This is a genomic window from Candidatus Accumulibacter sp. ACC005 (genome assembly GCF_907163215.1).
Taxonomy (GTDB): domain Bacteria; phylum Pseudomonadota; class Gammaproteobacteria; order Burkholderiales; family Rhodocyclaceae; genus Accumulibacter; species Accumulibacter regalis.
Window position 1 is genome coordinate 59,232 of sequence record NZ_CAJQUB010000001.1, and the last position, 15,439, is coordinate 74,670.

The 15,439-nt window shown below is 64.7% G+C and carries 16 protein-coding genes and 1 tRNA gene; 6 read left to right on the forward strand and 11 right to left on the reverse strand.

Translation table 11 applies throughout. From position 1 onward, the window contains the following. Positions 1 to 378, reverse strand: a complete 378-nt coding sequence (locus QZ613_RS00275; RefSeq protein ID WP_043567609.1) for a hypothetical protein — start codon at positions 376 to 378, stop codon at positions 1 to 3. A gap of 193 nt (positions 379 to 571) precedes the next feature. On the opposite strand from QZ613_RS00275, the gene ydiK reads away from it, so the two are divergent. Further along, a complete protein-coding gene (gene ydiK, locus QZ613_RS00280) occupies positions 572 to 1,690 on the forward strand; it encodes an AI-2E family transporter YdiK (protein WP_043567607.1) in 1,119 nt (372 codons plus the stop codon). 134 nt (positions 1,691 to 1,824) lie between these two features. Continuing rightward, a complete protein-coding gene (locus QZ613_RS00285) occupies positions 1,825 to 2,430 on the forward strand; it encodes a riboflavin synthase (protein ID WP_043567606.1) in 606 nt (201 codons plus the stop codon). Positions 2,431 to 2,557: 127 nt separating this feature from the next. Here the strand turns inward: QZ613_RS00285 and QZ613_RS00290 are convergent, their stop codons facing one another. Together QZ613_RS00290 and yegQ are read right to left on the reverse strand one after the other, a co-directional pair. Continuing rightward, positions 2,558 to 3,667, reverse strand: coding sequence for a hypothetical protein (locus QZ613_RS00290; RefSeq protein ID WP_043567605.1), 1,110 nt, complete (start codon positions 3,665 to 3,667; stop codon positions 2,558 to 2,560). A 9-nt stretch (positions 3,668 to 3,676) separates the two neighbouring features. Then, the gene (gene yegQ / locus QZ613_RS00295) at positions 3,677 to 4,933 is read right to left on the reverse strand and encodes a tRNA 5-hydroxyuridine modification protein YegQ (protein ID WP_291863080.1); all 1,257 of its coding nucleotides are present in this window, start codon (positions 4,931 to 4,933) and stop codon (positions 3,677 to 3,679) included. Positions 4,934 to 5,098: 165 nt separating this feature from the next. Between yegQ and rng the strand changes: the two genes are divergently transcribed. Together rng and QZ613_RS00305 are read left to right on the forward strand one after the other, a co-directional pair. Then, positions 5,099 to 6,553 carry a ribonuclease G gene (rng, locus tag QZ613_RS00300; RefSeq protein WP_043567602.1) on the forward strand — a complete coding sequence of 485 codons (1,455 nt, stop codon included), beginning with the start codon at positions 5,099 to 5,101 and terminating at the stop codon, positions 6,551 to 6,553. 101 nt (positions 6,554 to 6,654) lie between these two features. Further along, positions 6,655 to 6,731, forward strand: a tRNA-Met gene (locus QZ613_RS00305). Positions 6,732 to 6,959: 228 nt separating this feature from the next. On the opposite strand, the gene QZ613_RS00310 is transcribed toward QZ613_RS00305, so the two are convergent. The 5 genes from QZ613_RS00310 to QZ613_RS00330 all read right to left on the reverse strand — a co-directional run bounded on the left by QZ613_RS00310 (position 6,960) and on the right by QZ613_RS00330 (position 10,725). Beyond that, a complete protein-coding gene (locus QZ613_RS00310; protein WP_291981204.1) occupies positions 6,960 to 7,226 on the reverse strand; it encodes a hypothetical protein in 267 nt (88 codons plus the stop codon). Positions 7,227 to 7,374: 148 nt separating this feature from the next. After that, a complete protein-coding gene (locus QZ613_RS00315; protein WP_366144405.1) occupies positions 7,375 to 7,848 on the reverse strand; it encodes an HGGxSTG domain-containing protein in 474 nt (157 codons plus the stop codon). A 9-nt stretch (positions 7,849 to 7,857) separates the two neighbouring features. Then, complete coding sequence (locus QZ613_RS00320; RefSeq protein ID WP_291981208.1) at positions 7,858 to 8,313, reverse strand: VRR-NUC domain-containing protein; 456 nt, start codon at positions 8,311 to 8,313, stop codon at positions 7,858 to 7,860. Continuing rightward, a complete protein-coding gene (locus tag QZ613_RS00325) occupies positions 8,310 to 8,606 on the reverse strand; it encodes a hypothetical protein (RefSeq protein ID WP_291981209.1) in 297 nt (98 codons plus the stop codon). Before QZ613_RS00325 ends, QZ613_RS00320 begins: the two co-directional genes overlap by 4 nt. Positions 8,607 to 8,730: 124 nt before the next feature. Further along, positions 8,731 to 10,725: an AAA family ATPase gene (locus QZ613_RS00330; protein ID WP_291981211.1), complete on the reverse strand. Its 1,995-nt coding sequence runs from the start codon at positions 10,723 to 10,725 to the stop codon at positions 8,731 to 8,733. Here QZ613_RS00330 and QZ613_RS00335 point away from each other — a divergent pair. Then, entirely contained in the window at positions 10,713 to 11,108 is a 396-nt protein-coding gene (locus tag QZ613_RS00335; protein ID WP_291981356.1) for a hypothetical protein, read from the forward strand. The two genes, QZ613_RS00330 and QZ613_RS00335, sit on opposite strands and share 13 nt — an antisense overlap. Before the next feature lie 339 nt (positions 11,109 to 11,447). Here the strand turns inward: QZ613_RS00335 and QZ613_RS00340 are convergent, their stop codons facing one another. The 3 genes from QZ613_RS00340 to QZ613_RS00350 form a co-directional block, all read right to left on the reverse strand. Further along, a complete protein-coding gene (locus tag QZ613_RS00340; protein WP_291981213.1) occupies positions 11,448 to 12,131 on the reverse strand; it encodes a hypothetical protein in 684 nt (227 codons plus the stop codon). 104 nt (positions 12,132 to 12,235) lie between these two features. Further along, positions 12,236 to 12,535: a hypothetical protein gene (locus QZ613_RS00345; protein ID WP_291981216.1), complete on the reverse strand. Its 300-nt coding sequence runs from the start codon at positions 12,533 to 12,535 to the stop codon at positions 12,236 to 12,238. A gap of 77 nt (positions 12,536 to 12,612) precedes the next feature. Then, positions 12,613 to 13,947 (reverse strand): integrase family protein, encoded by a 1,335-nt coding sequence (locus QZ613_RS00350; RefSeq protein ID WP_291981218.1) that lies wholly within the window; start codon positions 13,945 to 13,947, stop codon positions 12,613 to 12,615. 754 nt (positions 13,948 to 14,701) lie between these two features. Between QZ613_RS00350 and QZ613_RS00355 the strand changes: the two genes are divergently transcribed. Beyond that, positions 14,702 to 15,439, forward strand: coding sequence for an alanyl-tRNA editing protein (locus QZ613_RS00355; RefSeq protein ID WP_043567600.1), 738 nt, complete (start codon positions 14,702 to 14,704; stop codon positions 15,437 to 15,439).

The following is a 15,439-nucleotide window of genomic DNA, read 5'->3' on the forward strand; positions in this document are numbered from 1 at the left end:
TTATGCGAGGGCGATTGTAGGCCAGGAAACCATGCCGGCGAGATGGAAAAAGACCTTGCCGATCAGGTGTTTAGAAGGAAGGTCCCGGCAGACGCTGGCGGCGGCAGTGGGCGTGTCTGGCCGCTGCACGCTGTCGGTCGGTCTCACCCGGAGGCCGGCCGCACGCGCGACGACGTCGATCGACTGGTCGCCTCGCGCATCCGAGTCATATTGATGCCGTTCAGCATCGAATTGACGAAAGCAGCGAGGTCGCGTGATCAGCGTGCCGGCAAGGGTGGGGAAGGCGGTCGGGGAACAGGCGAAGGTCGCTGGCGGGGAGCGATCCCGGCCCTGTTCGATGTGGACGACCATCATTTCGACGGCAATGATCGGATCCATCGGTACGCGAATCAGGGGGTGTATTTGCGGTGCGCGTGTGCCTTCAGCGCTGCCACCCGCTCACGCCGGGTGTCCTGAATTGAGCTACCATGCCCAGTCAGACGGCCCGCCGCGCCCGGAATGCTCATGCCGAAGCCCGCACCCGGGCGGAGCAGAAGCTTTTCCGCGAAAACACGATCCGGACAAGGGAACGATGAATACCAACAGAACCGAAGTCGCCCGAACAACCCTGGCCGTCCTATTCATTGGCGTGCTGATTGCCGCTTCCGGCTGGATTCTGAGGCCGTTTCTGCCGGCGCTGATCTGGGCGACGATGGTCGTCGTTGCCACCTGGCCGGTGATGCTGCGCATACAGCGGCACCTCGGCAATCGGCGTGCCCCGGCGGTGATGATCATGACCCTGCTGGTCCTGCTGGTGCTCGTCGTTCCCTTGTCGCTGGCCATCGCCACGCTCGTCGAGAATGCCCCGCAGATCGTCAGCTGGGGGAGGCTTGCTGCCAGCTTCGAGGTGCCGCCGCCGCCCGAGTGGGTGGCCAGCCTGCCGCTGGTCGGGCACCGGCTTGACCAGGCGTGGATGCAGCTGGCGGTTGTCGGAACCTCGGAACTGACGGCCAAGATCGCCCCCTATGCGGGCAATCTGACCAGGTGGTTCGCCAGGGAGGTCGGCAGTTTCGGGCTGGTTTTCGTGCAGTTCTTGTTGACCGTTGCGCTGTCGGCGGTGCTCTATTCATCCGGTGAACGGGCGGCTGACGAAGTTCGCCGTTTCGGGCGCCGCCTGGCCGGAGAACGCGGGGAAGGCGCCGTCGTTCTGGCCGGGCAAGCCGTGCGTGCCGTGGCCCTTGGCGTCGGCATTACGGCCTTCGTGCAGTCGGTACTCGGTGGTATCGGCCTGGCTATCGCCGGCGTGCCTTTTGCCCCGGTGCTGACCGCCTTGATGTTCATGCTCTGCATTGCGCAACTCGGGCCGACGCTCTTGCTGGCGCCCGCCGTCGTCTGGTTGTACTGGAGCGGCGATACCGGCTGGGGAACCTTCCTGCTGGTGTGGACGGTGATCGTCGGGACCATGGACAATTTCCTGCGTCCGCTGCTCATCAAGCAAGGCGCCGACCTGCCCCTGCTGCTGATTCTCGCCGGCGTCATCGGCGGCTTGCTGGCTTTCGGTCTGGTCGGTATTTTCGTCGGTCCGGTGGTTCTGGCGGTTACCTATACCCTGCTCGAAGCGTGGCTGGACGATGCCCCGCTTGTTGCCGAGGCAGCGTCGGCGAGCATCGCCGAATCGCCGCGGAGGAAAGGGCCGCCGCCTGCCGGCTGACCCCTGCCGACCCGGCGTTCAGCCGGCGAAGGCCAAAGGTCGCCGCGGCGCACCCGACCGGACGAGAGTGGGGTAAGGAGGCGCCATGCTAGAATCCTGCGTCGTCGTCATCACCCATTTGCCGGATCCCTGCCATGTTTTCAGGAATCATCGCCGCCGTTGGCCAAATCACCGCGATCGCCTCTCGTGACGACGGCGCCGGCACCGTTCGCCTGACCATCGACGCCGGCAAGCTCGACCTCGATGACCTTGCTCTGGGTGACTCGATTGCCTGTAACGGCGTCTGCCTGACCGTGGTCGACCAGCAGGACCAGCGCTTCTTCGTCGACGTTTCTCCGGAATCGCTGGCGTGCACCGTGGGCCTCTCCGCGCCCGGCCCGGTCAACCTGGAAAAGGCGCTGCGCCTCGCCGATCGCCTCGGTGGGCATCTCGTCTCCGGTCACGTCGATGGCATTGGCGAGGTGCTGCGTTTCGACGCGGTCGGCGACAACCGGCTGCTCGAAATCCGCGCTCCGGCGGAGCTCGCCAGGTACATCGCCCGCAAGGGGTCGATCACCGTCGACGGCGTCAGCCTGACGACCAACGCGGTTGCCGGCGCCAGGTTCACGATCAACCTGATTCCACACACGCTCGCCGCGACCACCCTGGGCCGCCTGCAGCCGGGTAGCCGGGTGAACCTCGAAATCGACCTGATCGCCCGTTATTGCGAGCGTCTGCTGAACGCCGATGCGGAGCGGTGAGGGCACGGCTTCGTCGCTTGGTCGTGGTCTGGCGACTTTCCCAGGACCCCGGGGCGCATCACGGAAGACCATCTGACGTTCCCTATTGCGTGAAACGCTACTGGAGCTTGAGGGAGCAATGAACCGTTCAGCCGCCCGGACGCGACTCGCCGACCCTCGTCAGCCACGGCAACAGCGCCGCTGCCGCTTCGTCAGCGCCTGACGGCTGCGGAGTCGGCGGAGCGGCCTGACTCCACACGCTTTCCAGCACCGGCCGCAGCCGACCGGAGAGCAGGTCAGCCGCGCTCACTTCCCGGCAGCGTCCGTGCACCTGCAGCCAGTCGATGAGGAAATCCTGCTCGGGCCAGTCTTCACGGCGCAGATAGAGCAGTGGCGTGTCGTTACAGGCGGCTTCGGCGAAGGTGCCGTAGCCGGGTTTGCCGAGCACCGCGTCAGCCGCGCGCAGGAGATCGGCGACCGGGCGACCCAGGGGCTCGAAAGCGGTGGCTGCCGGATGCTTGACCTGCCACGCTTGCGGAACCAGCCAGCGGACGCCGGGGATGGCGGGCCAGGCATCGATGGGCAGCTGCTTGTCGAAGCCGCCGAAGGCGATCAGCACCAGCCGCTCGTCGCTGCGACAGCCGATCTGCGCGTGCAGTGCCTGCCGGCAATCCTTGCCCAGTGCGGCGATCGGGCCGATGGCGCGCAGCCTTGGCAGGTCGGCCATGGCCATTCCCGGCGTTACGCGCAGGAAGGACTCGGCGCCGTTATAGGCGTCGAGTATCTGGCGCTGAATCGTCGCTGCCCAGTCCTCTCTGGCGAAGAAGTAGGCAAAGAGCTCGGCCCAGTTCAACGAACATAGGGCGATTGCCGGGATGCCGGCGCGCGCAGCGCCGGCCAGTGGCAGGTAGGCGACGTCGCTGAACACCAGGTCCGGTTGCAGTCCGTGCAACAGTCGGGCGTCGCCGTCGACCCGCTCATCCCAGTCGGCGTGCTGGCGGCGGTACGCCTGAGCCGTCGCCGCGAGGTCGAGGCTGACGGCGTCGTGCATCACGTAGCCGAAGTCGCTGCTCGCCTGCAGGTGCGTGAAATCAGCGCCTATCCGGGATTGCAGTCGGTCAGTGGGCAGGCCGCTGCGGATGGTCAGGCGCAGTTCGGGCAGACGAGCGGTCAAGGCCGCGAGGACCGGCGCCACCTGGGCCAGATGGCCGAAACCGTGTGCCGAGATATCGACGAAGAGGTGTGCGGGTCGCCCCATCGGCGCCAGTCAGACGAAGCGCGCCAGCATGGCGCCCGGCAACTCCGCCGGCAGCGGGATCCACACCTTGTGGCCGTTGCCCGGCGCGACGCGGATCTCGGCACCAGCGAGATTCTCCATGCGCTCGAGAGCGATGACGCGATTGCCCGACGGATGGATGATCTCCAGCCGGTCGCCGACCGAAATGCGGTTCTTGATATCGATCAGCGCCAGCGAGCGCGTCGCGTTCCACTCGATCACGTCGCCGACGTAGAGGCTGCGCCCCGATTCCGAGTGGCCACGCAGGTAGTTCTGCCTCTCGTGTTCGTGGTGGCGCTGGTAGAAGCCGTCGGTGTAGCCGCGGTTGGCGAGGCCGTCGAGTTCGCCGAGCAGGCGGGGGTCGAAAGGGCGGCTGGCCACGGCGTCGTCGATGGCGCGGCGGTAGACCTGTGTGGTGCGCGCGACGTAGTACGGCGATTTGGTGCGCCCCTCGATCTTCAGCGAATCGACGCCGATTTCGGTCAGGCGCCGGACGTGCTCGACGGCGCGCAGATCCTTCGAGTTCATGATGTAGGTGCCGTGCTCGTCCTCGTCGATCGGCATCAGCTCGCCGGGGCGTTCCTTCTCCTCAAGCAGCCACTCACCGCCACCGACGCCGGCGCCCCCGGACTGGCAGGCGCCGCCCACCGCATTGCCCGCCCCGCCGTCGGCCGGCTTGACTTTGTAGTCCCAGCGGCAGGAGTTGGTGCACGTGCCCTGGTTGGGGTCGCGATGGTTGAAGTAGCCGGAAAGCAGGCAGCGGCCGGAGTAGGCGATGCACAGCGCGCCATGGACGAACACCTCGAGTTCCATCTCCGGACACTCCTGGCGGATCTCGGCGACTTCGTCGAGCGACAGTTCGCGCGACAGGATGATGCGCCTGATCCCCAGCTTGCGCCAGAAACGCACGGCGGCAAAGTTGACCGTATTGGCCTGCACCGAGAGGTGCACCGGCATGTCCGGCCAGGTCTCGCGGACCATGTCGATCAGTCCCGGGTCGGCCATGATCAGCGCGTCGGGTTCAAGCGCCACGACCGGCGCCATGTCCGCGAGGTAACTGCGCACCTTGCGGTTGTGCGGCAGGACGTTGCTGACCACGTACAGCTTCCTGCCGGCGCCATGGGCGTCGGCGATCGCACCGGCCAGCGCGTCGAGGTCGCCGAAGGCGTTGTTACGCACGCGCAGGCTGTAGCGCGGCTGGCCCGCATAGACGGCATCTGCGCCGTAGGCGAAGGCGGTGCGCAGCATCGTCGGCGAACCGGCAGGCGCGAGCAACTCGGGAGAAGCGGAGGCAGGGAGCGAGGCAGAGATGGCGAAAGTCCGGGAGAGGGGCGTGACAGGGGACTAAGGGTAGAATGCGGCGAGTCGCGATTCTAACCTCATTTCTTTCCCCATTTCCCCGAGCACCCGTCCATGTCCGAAGAGATCCTGATCAATTTCACCCCGCAGGAAACGCGCGTCGCGGTCATGTACCAGGGCGCCGTTCAGGAACTGCACATCGAACGCTGCGCCAGTCGTGGCTACGTCGGCAACGTCTATGTCGGGCGCATCGTGCGCATCCTGCCGGGAATGCAGTCGGCGTTCATCGAAATCGGCCTCGACCGGACGGCTTTCCTGCACGTCGCCGATATCCGCGAGCCGCGCGCGAACGACGAACCGCTGCGGCCGATCGAGCGCCTGCTCTTCGAAGGTCAGAGCATCCTCGTGCAGGTCATCAAGGACCCCATGGGCAGCAAGGGAGCGCGTCTGTCCACGCAGGTATCGATCGCCGGGCGGATGCTCGTCTATCTGCCGCAGGACAAGCATATCGGCATTTCGCAGCGCATCGAGAAGGAGGCCGAACGTGAAGCGCTGCGTGAAAAGCTGTCGCGCCTGGTGCCCGACGACGAACCCGGCGGCTTCATCGTGCGCACCATGGCCGAGAGCGCCAGCGAAGCCGAGCTGGCCAAGGACATCGAGTACCTGCGCAAGATCTGGCGCGATATCAAGCTGCAGTCGACCACCGCCGCGCCGCCTGCCCTGCTCTATCAGGAACTGTCACTGGCGCAGCGCGTGCTGCGCGACTTCGTCAACCCCGAAACGTCCGCCATCGTCATCGACTCGCGCGAGAACTTCCAGCGCCTGACCGCGTTTGCCGGCGAGTACACGCCGACCGTCGCGCCCATGCTCGAGCACTACACCGGGCAGAGGCCGCTGTTCGACCTGCACGGCGTCGAAGACGAGATTCAGAAGGCACTCGCCCGCCGCGTCGATCTCAAGTCGGGCGGCTACCTGATCATCGATCAGACCGAGGCGATGACCACCATCGACGTCAACACCGGCGGTTTCGTCGGCGTGCGCAACTTCGACGACACCATCTTCAAGACCAATCTCGAGGCGGCGCAGACCATCGCCCGCCAGCTGCGCCTGCGCAACCTCGGCGGCATCATCATTGTCGACTTCATCGACATGGAGAACGAAGAGCACCGCAGCGCGGTCCTCAGCGAGTTCAACAAGGCGCTGGCGCGCGACCATACGCGCCTGACGGTCAACGGCTTTACCGCCCTGGGGCTGGTCGAAATGACGCGCAAGCGGACGCGCGAATCGCTCGCCCACGTGCTCTGCGAAGCGTGCCCGACCTGCGAGGGGCGGGGTGAAGTGAGAACGGCACGTACCGTGTGCTACGAGATTCTTCGCGAGCTGCTGCGCGAAGCGCGCCAGTTCGACGCGCGCGAATACCGCGTGCTCGGCAATCAGGCGGTCATCGACCGCTTTCTCGACGAGGAGTCGCAAGGTCTGGCGCTGCTCTCCGATTTCATCGGCAAGCCGATTTCGCTGCAGGCCGAGCCCAGCTATACGCAGGAGCAATACGACATCGTGCTGATGTGAGTTGCTCCCGCCGTTCGCCAGGCGCCGCACGACGACCGCGACAATCGACGTCGCTCGGCTTGACCACAGGCCGGCGGGGGTCCTATAATCGGCCGCCCTGAGGTGATGTAGCTCAGTCGGTTAGAGCGATGGATTCATAACCCATAGGTCGGTGGTTCAATTCCACCCATCACCACCAACGGATTCAAGCACTTAGCCCGGCTCACAAGGTCGGGCTTTTTGTCGTCTGGCGTCCGTGTAGCCACCATGTAGCCGGATTCGAGCAATCCGAATCAATCCCCCAAAAGAAAAAACCCGGCGCGCTGCCGGGTCTATGTCTTGTTGGTGCGGGTGCTACGCTGTGCCGACTTGTACCGGGTAGCGCGTCGGGGCCACGCGTAGCCAGGGCAGGCAGGACGACTGCGGCTTATTCTGGCGGGCGTTCGTCGGCGCCTCGTGGAACCCCAAGGAAGCCGCGAACAACCCAGCCCGTAACCGCCATAAAGACCCAGCCGAAGGCGAGCCCACCAAAGAGAACGGCAAGGGCAGTTTTGACATGCCCCTGCAGGGCCGCTTGGTCGTGACCGATGGCTGACGGCCCTCCGGTAAAAGCGAACACCGTACAACCCACAACCCACAAAGCGCCAAACAGCATGCCGATTCGGCGCGAACCCTCGAACAGATTGATTCTCATGCGGCCCCCCGGCGCCCCCGTAACTGTCAGCTTCATGATAGGAGGCGCGGCGCGATTCTGCCACTGCTCACGCGTACTGCGTCACGCCTGAACATCGGGCCGCGCGCGCATCTCGGCGACTCGTGCAATTTGAAGTTTCTTGCACGCTTCACAACTTCGGTTTTTTCGGCCGGCCGCCCTTCCTGCCGTTGATACGTGCCTGCTCTTTCCCTGCCTCGGTCTTCGGGCCAGTCGAGCAGCCACCATGCCACTTGCAGCGCCCGTTATCGTAGAGGGTCGTCAGCTTGCAGGGTGTCCCGGCTCTCGTCTTCGCGCCACAGGTCAAGCCAATCAGGTCGGCGGGAAGCGCTGGGCAATGTGGGGGCGGACGCTGATAGCCGCGCTCTTGCCATAGGCGATGAACAGCGGCGCACAAATCGCTATGCTCCCGCAGTCGTCGCCGCTTGTCAGCCGTCGATTCATTCATGGGCACGTTTCGTCGGGCGGCTTGCTTCTGGCATTGTGCGGTGCGCTGTCTGCAAGTTTCGGGCCATAAGCACTTGATTCCTGCCAGATACCATACTGCACAAAGCGGGGCACGCTTCCTGCTTTTGGTTGCTTTCGGCATTGAGCACTGCAGCATTGCACCGCCTCAACATGGAACGTCGACCGACTTCCCGGCGCCTGTTTTCGCGTCATCGCCCAGGGTAGCCGGCGCATCGCGGTGCAGTGTCGAGCCCTCGCCGATAACTGGCAGCTCCCGCAGCACGTCCCGGCAATCTCTCGCCACGAAGGCCACGCCACCGAACCGGCGCACCAGAGAGAGAAACTCTGCCTGCTCAGCTCGCACCTTCCCGCCCGGCGCTTTGCACTCCACGGCCAGCAGGCGGCCATCCTGCATCATCCCGAGCAGGTCCGAACAGCCAGCCCACCCGAACCGAACAAACCGGCCGCCAATCTTCGCCACTCCAGAATTCTGACGCTCCACCCAGGCGACAGCAGGATGATGCCGCAGGGCCTTGAGCACTTCGGCCAGGGCGGCGGCTTCGGGCCTGTCGTTGGTGCGCGGTAGCCGCGAGGCGTCGAACCCGAACAGGTCGGCGCTCATGTCCGGGCCTCACGGCGCGCCAGTAGCCATTGCGTCGCCACCGTAGCGGCCTCGCTGCCGTTGTGCTTGTCGGGATGGCATAGGCGAATCAAGCGCGCCAGCATGTCGGGGGGAAGGTCGGCGGCTCGCACCTCGGCGAAGGCGTCGCGCAGCTCCCGCACTTCCTCGCGCAGTTCGAGCAGTTCGACATGCTCGGCGCGCTTTGACAGCTTCCAGCAGGGCGTGCACGTTTTCTTCCAGGAAGCATCCTGGTCGAATCGGTCGCCGCAGCTTGGGCAGGTCGCGGCGCTCATGCTCTTACCCTCCCCAAACTCCCCAAACTCCCCAGTTTTGGGGGAAATGGGGCGGGCAAGCTCCCCAAACTCCCCACTCCCACTCTAAAGAGTGGGGGGAATGGGGTGCCCCAGTGGGGTGACGTCATGAAATCCACAGCCAGCCCTCCCGCAAGGTCAGCAGCCCACTGTTCACTAGGCTGGTGATAGCCAGGCGTGCTCTATACCCTCGCTGGTCGCTGTCGCAAGTCAGCCGCCCCTTGGTGCCTGCAATGGCATCTTCGAGACTGAGCACCGGCCGGCCTATCGGCAGCTCGTCCGGCACGCCGGCCGGGCGTCGATCGCAGGCGGCCTTGAACATCTCGCGCAAGCCGTCCCAGACAAGGCGAGCGTTTCCGCCCTTCGGAATTTGAACCCGGCGCACCGCATCGCCCGCGTTCTCGTCTGGCACGACAACGCAGCTCGTGACCGGCTCGCCGTCTTCGTCCTCGCCGATCTCCACCACATCCAGCCGGAACGGGCGCGCTGCGCCGTCCTCGCCGTCCTTGCTCTTGGCTACCGTCCATTCTCGGCGGTCGTTATTGCGCGTCACTTCGATGGCAGCATCAAGCGCAGCGTGCAGGCTGGAGTGCCCACGCAAGCCCCTGGTAGCGTCCTTGCCAGTGTGATGAACCAGCAGCACCAGCCCGCCCAATTCGGCCTGTATCGCCTTCGCGGCGCCGATCGCTTCGCCCATGCTCTTGCTGTCGTTCTCATCCATGCCAGGCGCGGCGCGGTTCAGCGTGTCGAGACAGAGCACGCCACCATTCCAGCCGGCGGCCCGAACCGCTTGCACGAGGTCGGCGCGGTCGGTCGCGTTGCGGATGTCGAGCGTCCGCAGCAAGAAGTGCAAGCCATCCGCAATCCGTCCGTGCTTCGCCTGGTATGCCTTCCACCGTTGCGGGATTCCGGCTTCGCCTTCAAGTGCGACGTAGAGCACTGGCGCGCGCACCACCCGGCAGCCGAACCACTCGGCGCCGTTTGCGACGCTCGCCAACAGACTGAGCACCAGAAACGATTTACCCGAACCGGACGGCCCGAACACCGCGCCGATGCCTTCGAGCGGTAGCACGCCACGCACACGCCAGCGCACAGGCGGCAGCGCGGCCAGGTCGTCGGGCGTCAGTAGCCGGAACCGTTGCGGGTGCGCCTTGGCGCGCGCCAGCAGGGCGGCAACAGCCGGCAGCCCGTCGCGTTGGTGCATGTCGTTCAGGTCGCCGTTCTGGCCAAGATCCCGCGGCAGTTCCACCCATACGCCGTGGACGTCCTTGGCGATGGCGGCGGCTTGCGATTCCTTGCCCACGTCGGGCACGACAACCAGCCGCGCGGCCTGGTAGTGCTGGCGCAGTGCTCGGGCGATACCTGCCATCCTGCCGACGCCGAAAGCCACGACAGCGGGCGCGCGCGTCGCCTGGTGCGCGCTCCACGCTTGCCCGGGGCCTTCAACGATGTAGGCGGCGCCATCCGGCTTGAGCGGCCCGCCAATAATCAGGCAGGCGTCCGGCCAGGGCGACAACTTGCAGCCCGGCAGAAACAGCTTTTTCCCTTGCGGCGTGATGAACTGCAGCGTGACCAGTTCGCCGGCCAGTGTCGAGCAGGGCAGCACCAGCGAACCGGCGCAGGCGTTGCCGGCTATCGTCAACGGCCCATCATAGGTGCGCAGGCTATCGGGAAGCCCCAGCTTCTGCTTGATGTACGCCTGCTCGATCGTCGCCGGCTTGCAGGCGTCCAGAAAAATGGCGCGCGGGTCATGCAATGGCGGCTTGCTGCTTGCCTCGGGTTGCTGGCGCTTCTCCTGGTGCGATTGCGGGCGCTTGGCGGGCGCTTCGTCGCCATCCGTCCAGCCGGCAGCACGTGCGGCGGCAAACAGCGTAGCTACTGTGACGGAACCCGGCTTGCTGGCGCTCTTCCAGACTGAGCGGCATTCGCCCTCGCTGCCGTAGTTGTGCGCCTGCTCGCTCCAGCGGTTGAATTCCTCAAAATCGCCCCCGCCATTTGCGAACGCTGCGGCTAACCTGAAATGCTCGCCGGCATTGCATCCAGGGTCCAGGCTCCAGAGAGCAGAGCGGGCGCGCTCGATCTCGGCGAATGCGTCGCGCATCACTGGAAACCTCGCGCAGCAAGAGCGGCGGCGGTGCCGGGGTCGCCGCGGTCAATCCGATATTCCGCGATTGGTCGGCGGCAGCCAGGGCGCATGATTTCGCGCGTGATGAACCGCCATCCTCGGTCTTCAAGCTGTTGGATGTAGGCAGCAAGGCGCCAGCCATGCCCGCGATAATCAGCTTGATTCTGTGGGCCAGTCAGAAGGGCGTTCACGGCCTCATCGGCGCGCGTGCCAAGCTTGGGCCAAGTCGCGGCGGCTATCGGTGGCAACGTGTCGGGGAAAAGGTCGGGTCTGGTATCATGGCGGCGCGGTTCCAGGGCGCTCGCGTTCACTTCGGTGGGGCGGGCGCATCGCATTTACGCCACCTCGCCGGAGGTTAGTCTTTCCGCCGAATCGGCAGGCCAAAGCAAAAACCGATTGGGGCATTTTCTCGGACGAACGCCGAAGTAATGGCCGTTGCGGCATAAGGCGGCGCGCAGAGTTTGCGCTTTGATGCCCAAGCGAGCAGCGAGGGCTTCGGTCGTCAGCATGGGGCGGCCGTCGTCGGCTCGCGTGATTTGGGGGGCGTTCATATCGTTGCTCCTGTTCGTGATTACCAGGGGTGACGATATTTAGCCGGATTGCATGGCGAAATTCAGGCGGAATATTGGCGGGAATGTGGCGGGAATGTGGCGGTTATTGCCCGCTTCCGCCTGAAGTCGTGGCGGAAATATGGCGGCTCAATCGTACTCGCCAGTCAGCAAGGGCTTTGAGTCCTTCGAGCGGGCGGGCAGGTTGTTCGCCAGCTTGCGCAGGCAGCGTGCCAAATCCCAGCCGCCCGGGCCTTGGGTCAGCCACCAGCATGCTGCGAGGTAAGGATTGAACTGGCCGGGCCCCACTCTGGCGGCTTTCAGTCCGTTGCGGTGCGCGCGTCCTGCGTAGTTTGCCCATTTGCCGCCATCGGGAAACATAGCTTCAAGCTGCTCCACTCTCACGGGGTCGAACAGGCTTGCAAGCTCGTCGTCGTGGCCATCGTCCCGCACAGTTGTTTGCTCGGATTCTGGCGAAGCTCCCGCCAGCGCGCGAAGCTCGGCGGGGATGTCCCAGCCGACGGCTATTGCCCACGCCGCGCACACGGCCAAGTCCACGTCGTCGTAATCACGTCCAGTCGTGCGGTATTCTTGGCCGTCCAGAATGCGATAACGCTTGTCGAACATCGCCGCCAGTTCATCCGACGGAAAGCTACACGGCTCGAAACTCAACCGGCCCCCGGGAGACATCCAGCCGCCGGGCCGAACCTCCAATGAGTCGGGGTCAAAGTCGAGTGACAGGGCGCAGAACTGCCACAAGGCAACGCTTGGCATGTGCCGCCAAAGGTCCCAATCTGGCAGGCTTGTTGCCCGCTTGTCATCGTTGCTGGTCATGGTGGGCGCTCCTTCTCTGCGCTCCTTCGTTTGGGATGCCGCGCCAGCAGAGGAAGGGCTCTGTTTTCTCCCCGTCGGGATAGGCGCGGCAGTGCTGCACGGTGCTACAGGCTAGCTGTCTCTCGGGTCTTCGCCATCACTTGTGGGAAAAGCTCCCGGCACTCGTCGGCCAGTTGGGCGCACGCCCACAGGTATTGGTCTTGAATCTCGTTGCTGTATCCCCTGAACGCCTCGCCACCTCCGCCGTAGGCCACCTCCAGCAGGGCGGACAAGTGAGCCAGTCGGGTGTCAAGATGGTTGCATAGATCGTTGGCAGACGCACCCTCGGCGATGGCATAGACGGGCGCCACTTCGCACGGATAGTTGAACGGCGTGCGGCTTGGGTTACTATTTTCAGTAGCCATAATGTGAAGCTCCTTTTCACGTTGTGGTCAGGGTCGGCCGGTGTTTGCCCACCTTCCGGCCCGTTTGCCTGAAACCGTCAGGCGGCGGTGATAACTCGCAGGCTGGGCGCCTGCTCTCCGGCGGGTTGCTCGATACCCGCTTCGTTGAGAATCCAAGCCTCTATCTTCGTGTGCCACATGCGCAGCAAGTCGAGCGGGCGAACCCGGTAATGCTTCTCGGCAGTCGCGCTCGGCTTGTGGCCCATGATTTGCGCCGAGACTCCGGCGGGGCATTCCACCCATTCAGCCAGCGTGCCAAACGAGCGGCGCAGACCATGAATGGTGACGTTTGGCAAGCCAGCGGTGGCTAGTGCCTTGTTGTGCTGAATGCGCGGCTCCTGAAGCCTTCCAGACGCAGCGGCGGGGCTTGAGAATACCCACTCATTACGACGTGGCAGCGCGGCCAGTAGCGCAGCAGCATAGGGGGTCAGCGGAATAGTGCGCTCGCCGTCGACCTTGTCCTTGATGGTTATCGCCTTCCACTGGAAGTCGACATCGTTCCAGGCCAAGCCGGCCAATTCTTCGCGCCGTGCCCCGGTAAGCAAGAGGGTTTGCAGATAGGCGGCAATGACCGGATTCTGTATCTGGCGCACCGCGGCGAACCACGCCGGCAACTGCTCACGCTGCAAACAATCGTCCTTGGCGGCTTTCTTCGGCAGTTCTTCGCGGGCCATGCGGGTGATGCAGGCGTCAGTGTGCGCCTGGTCGCGGTACTCTGGACGGTCTCCGCACCAGTTGAGGAATGCGCGCAGCAGCCCGAATGCAAGGCGCGTATGCGTCGGGCGCCGGATGGATTCATCTTGCAGCCAAGCGCGCACGCGGTCGGCGTCGATCTGCTCCAGAGGAAGGCGCAGTAGCGGGCGCAGGATGCCCGGCAGGGTCTTGTCACTCTCGCCGGGTCTGCGGCCTTGGGTGCGCTGGTCGCCGCCCTCCTTGCTCACCGTCGCATGGTCGCCAAGATGGCTTTGGCTCCACCGTGGGGCGCGAACATCGATGTACGCTTGCCACGCTTCCATTGCTGGCGCCTTGATGCGCTTCGCTTCTTCCCGCTTGGCTTCGACTGCGGCGAGTCGGTCGGCTTTCTCTTGGCGCGGGTCAATGCCTTGGTCAACCATCGTTTGCAGCCGGCGCGCTTCGTCGCGGGCGGCGTCGAGATTCCACGCCCGCACGTCGCCAATGGTCACGCGCACGGTTTGCCGGTTCAGCTTGGCTTCAAAGATGAACGCCTTGCTGCCGGCAGTCACGCGAACGGCCAGGCGCGGCGCGTCGGTGTCCCAGAGAAAGGCCTGCGCCACTTCGGCGGGCAGCGTCTTGCGTCGGATACGGTCGGGCGTCAGGCGTTCGCGTTCGGGCGGTAGGCGTTTGCGGTTCATGCTGTCGGCTCCGGGTTTGGCTACACGGGGAATCCATGTAGCCACCATGTAGCCAAATTATAGCAACCCGTTTCAACGTCAAGCAACGCCTATTTAAGCTAAATAACTGATTGCGCGCCGTTTTGATGCTTTTCTCGAATCCCATTCAACATGGAAAAATGCGTAGAAGTGAGGATTCATAACCCATAGGTCGGTGGTTCAATTCCACCCATCACCACCAAAGAATCAAGCACTTAGCCCCGGTCAAAAGCCGGGGCTTTTTGCTGTCGGGCTTCCGGGGGCCTTTCTGTGCCGCGTTCTCGGGGTGCCGTGCCAATCGGGCCAAGGGGAACGGTTTTCGCCTGCGGGGACGAGCCTTGGGCCGAGCGCGGCAAACTCGGGTCTTCCCTGTTTACGCGGCGCGGTTTCCCTGCCGAGCGCGCACCAAGCATCGACGCCGTCATTGCGAGGAGGCATAGCCGACGCGGCAATCCAGCTCCACCCTCTGATCTTCATTCCGTCGCCACATCAACACCCCACGAGCCAAACGTCTGGATCGCCACGTCGGCTGCGCCTCCTTGCAATGAAGTGCACTCGCGGGTCGGTGCGTCAGTTCCCCCTTTACGCCCAATGGATTCAGGCATTTAGCCCAGGTGACCCGCGGGGCTTTTGCTTCCCGGCTGCCGCGTTGCCGTATACACTCGTTAGCCTCAGCTTGCCTGGATCGCGCGCAGGGATCGTGCGGCGGGCGAGATGTTCCTTGCCAGGACCGCCGATGACCGCAGAGCTGTTTCGCGAAGATGCCACCCTCTCCGCCTGTAAGGCCCGTGTCACGCAGGTCGACGAGCGCGGGGTGCAGCTCGATCGCACCGTCTTCTATCCGCTCGGCGGCGGCCAGGCCGCCGACCGGGGGCTGCTTATCCTGGCTGACGGGAGCGAGCTGGAGATTTTCGATACCCGCAAGGGTGTGCGGCCGGGCGAGATCCTGCATCTTCCGGCCACCGGGCAGCAGGCGATGCTCGCCCACTGCAGGGTCGGGACGGAGGTCACCGCGCAGATCGACAGGCTGCGCCGGCAGCACCACATGCGCTTTCATACGGCCACGCACCTGCTTTGCGCGCTGGTTCCGCACCCGGTCGATGGCTGTTCGATCACTGTGGATTACGCGCGCCTGGACTTCCACATGACCGCGCCGCTCGACAAGCAGGCGCTGACCGCCGGTCTTGCGCGCCTGGTCGACGAGGCTCACCCGGTCCGTCATCGCTGGATCACCGAAGCAGAACTCGACGCCAACCCCGGCCTGGTGCGCAGCATGAGCGTCAAGCCACCGCGCGGTCAGGGGCGGGTGCGCGTGCTCGACATCGAAGGCGTCGACGTGCAACCCTGTGGCGGCACCCATGTTGCCAACACCAGCGAGGTCGGCGCGGTGATCGTCACCAGGATCGAGAAGAAATCGGCGCTGACGCGCCGCGTCGTGCTCGGCTTTGCGCCGCTGGTCGATAGCGCGAGCTGA

Excerpts from the sequence above, each read along its gene's own strand:
- QZ613_RS00275 (WP_043567609.1), bottom strand. The coding sequence starts at position 378 with ATGGATCCGATCATTGCCGTCGAAATGATGGTCGTCCACATCGAACAG.
- ydiK (WP_043567607.1), top strand. The coding sequence starts at position 572 with ATGAATACCAACAGAACCGAAGTCGCCCGAACAACCCTGGCCGTCCTA.
- QZ613_RS00285 (WP_043567606.1), top strand. The coding sequence starts at position 1,825 with ATGTTTTCAGGAATCATCGCCGCCGTTGGCCAAATCACCGCGATCGCC.
- QZ613_RS00290 (WP_043567605.1), bottom strand. The coding sequence starts at position 3,667 with ATGGGGCGACCCGCACACCTCTTCGTCGATATCTCGGCACACGGTTTC.
- yegQ (WP_291863080.1), bottom strand. The coding sequence starts at position 4,933 with ATGCTGCGCACCGCCTTCGCCTACGGCGCAGATGCCGTCTATGCGGGC.
- rng (WP_043567602.1), top strand. The coding sequence starts at position 5,099 with ATGTCCGAAGAGATCCTGATCAATTTCACCCCGCAGGAAACGCGCGTC.
- QZ613_RS00310 (WP_291981204.1), bottom strand. The coding sequence starts at position 7,226 with ATGAGAATCAATCTGTTCGAGGGTTCGCGCCGAATCGGCATGCTGTTT.
- QZ613_RS00315 (WP_366144405.1), bottom strand. The coding sequence starts at position 7,848 with ATGCTGCAGTGCTCAATGCCGAAAGCAACCAAAAGCAGGAAGCGTGCC.
- QZ613_RS00320 (WP_291981208.1), bottom strand. The coding sequence starts at position 8,313 with ATGAGCGCCGACCTGTTCGGGTTCGACGCCTCGCGGCTACCGCGCACC.
- QZ613_RS00325 (WP_291981209.1), bottom strand. The coding sequence starts at position 8,606 with ATGAGCGCCGCGACCTGCCCAAGCTGCGGCGACCGATTCGACCAGGAT.
- QZ613_RS00335 (WP_291981356.1), top strand. The coding sequence starts at position 10,713 with ATGCGTCGCGCATCACTGGAAACCTCGCGCAGCAAGAGCGGCGGCGGT.
- QZ613_RS00330 (WP_291981211.1), bottom strand. The coding sequence starts at position 10,725 with ATGCGCGACGCATTCGCCGAGATCGAGCGCGCCCGCTCTGCTCTCTGG.
- QZ613_RS00340 (WP_291981213.1), bottom strand. The coding sequence starts at position 12,131 with ATGACCAGCAACGATGACAAGCGGGCAACAAGCCTGCCAGATTGGGAC.
- QZ613_RS00345 (WP_291981216.1), bottom strand. The coding sequence starts at position 12,535 with ATGGCTACTGAAAATAGTAACCCAAGCCGCACGCCGTTCAACTATCCG.
- QZ613_RS00350 (WP_291981218.1), bottom strand. The coding sequence starts at position 13,947 with ATGAACCGCAAACGCCTACCGCCCGAACGCGAACGCCTGACGCCCGAC.
- QZ613_RS00355 (WP_043567600.1), top strand. The coding sequence starts at position 14,702 with ATGACCGCAGAGCTGTTTCGCGAAGATGCCACCCTCTCCGCCTGTAAG.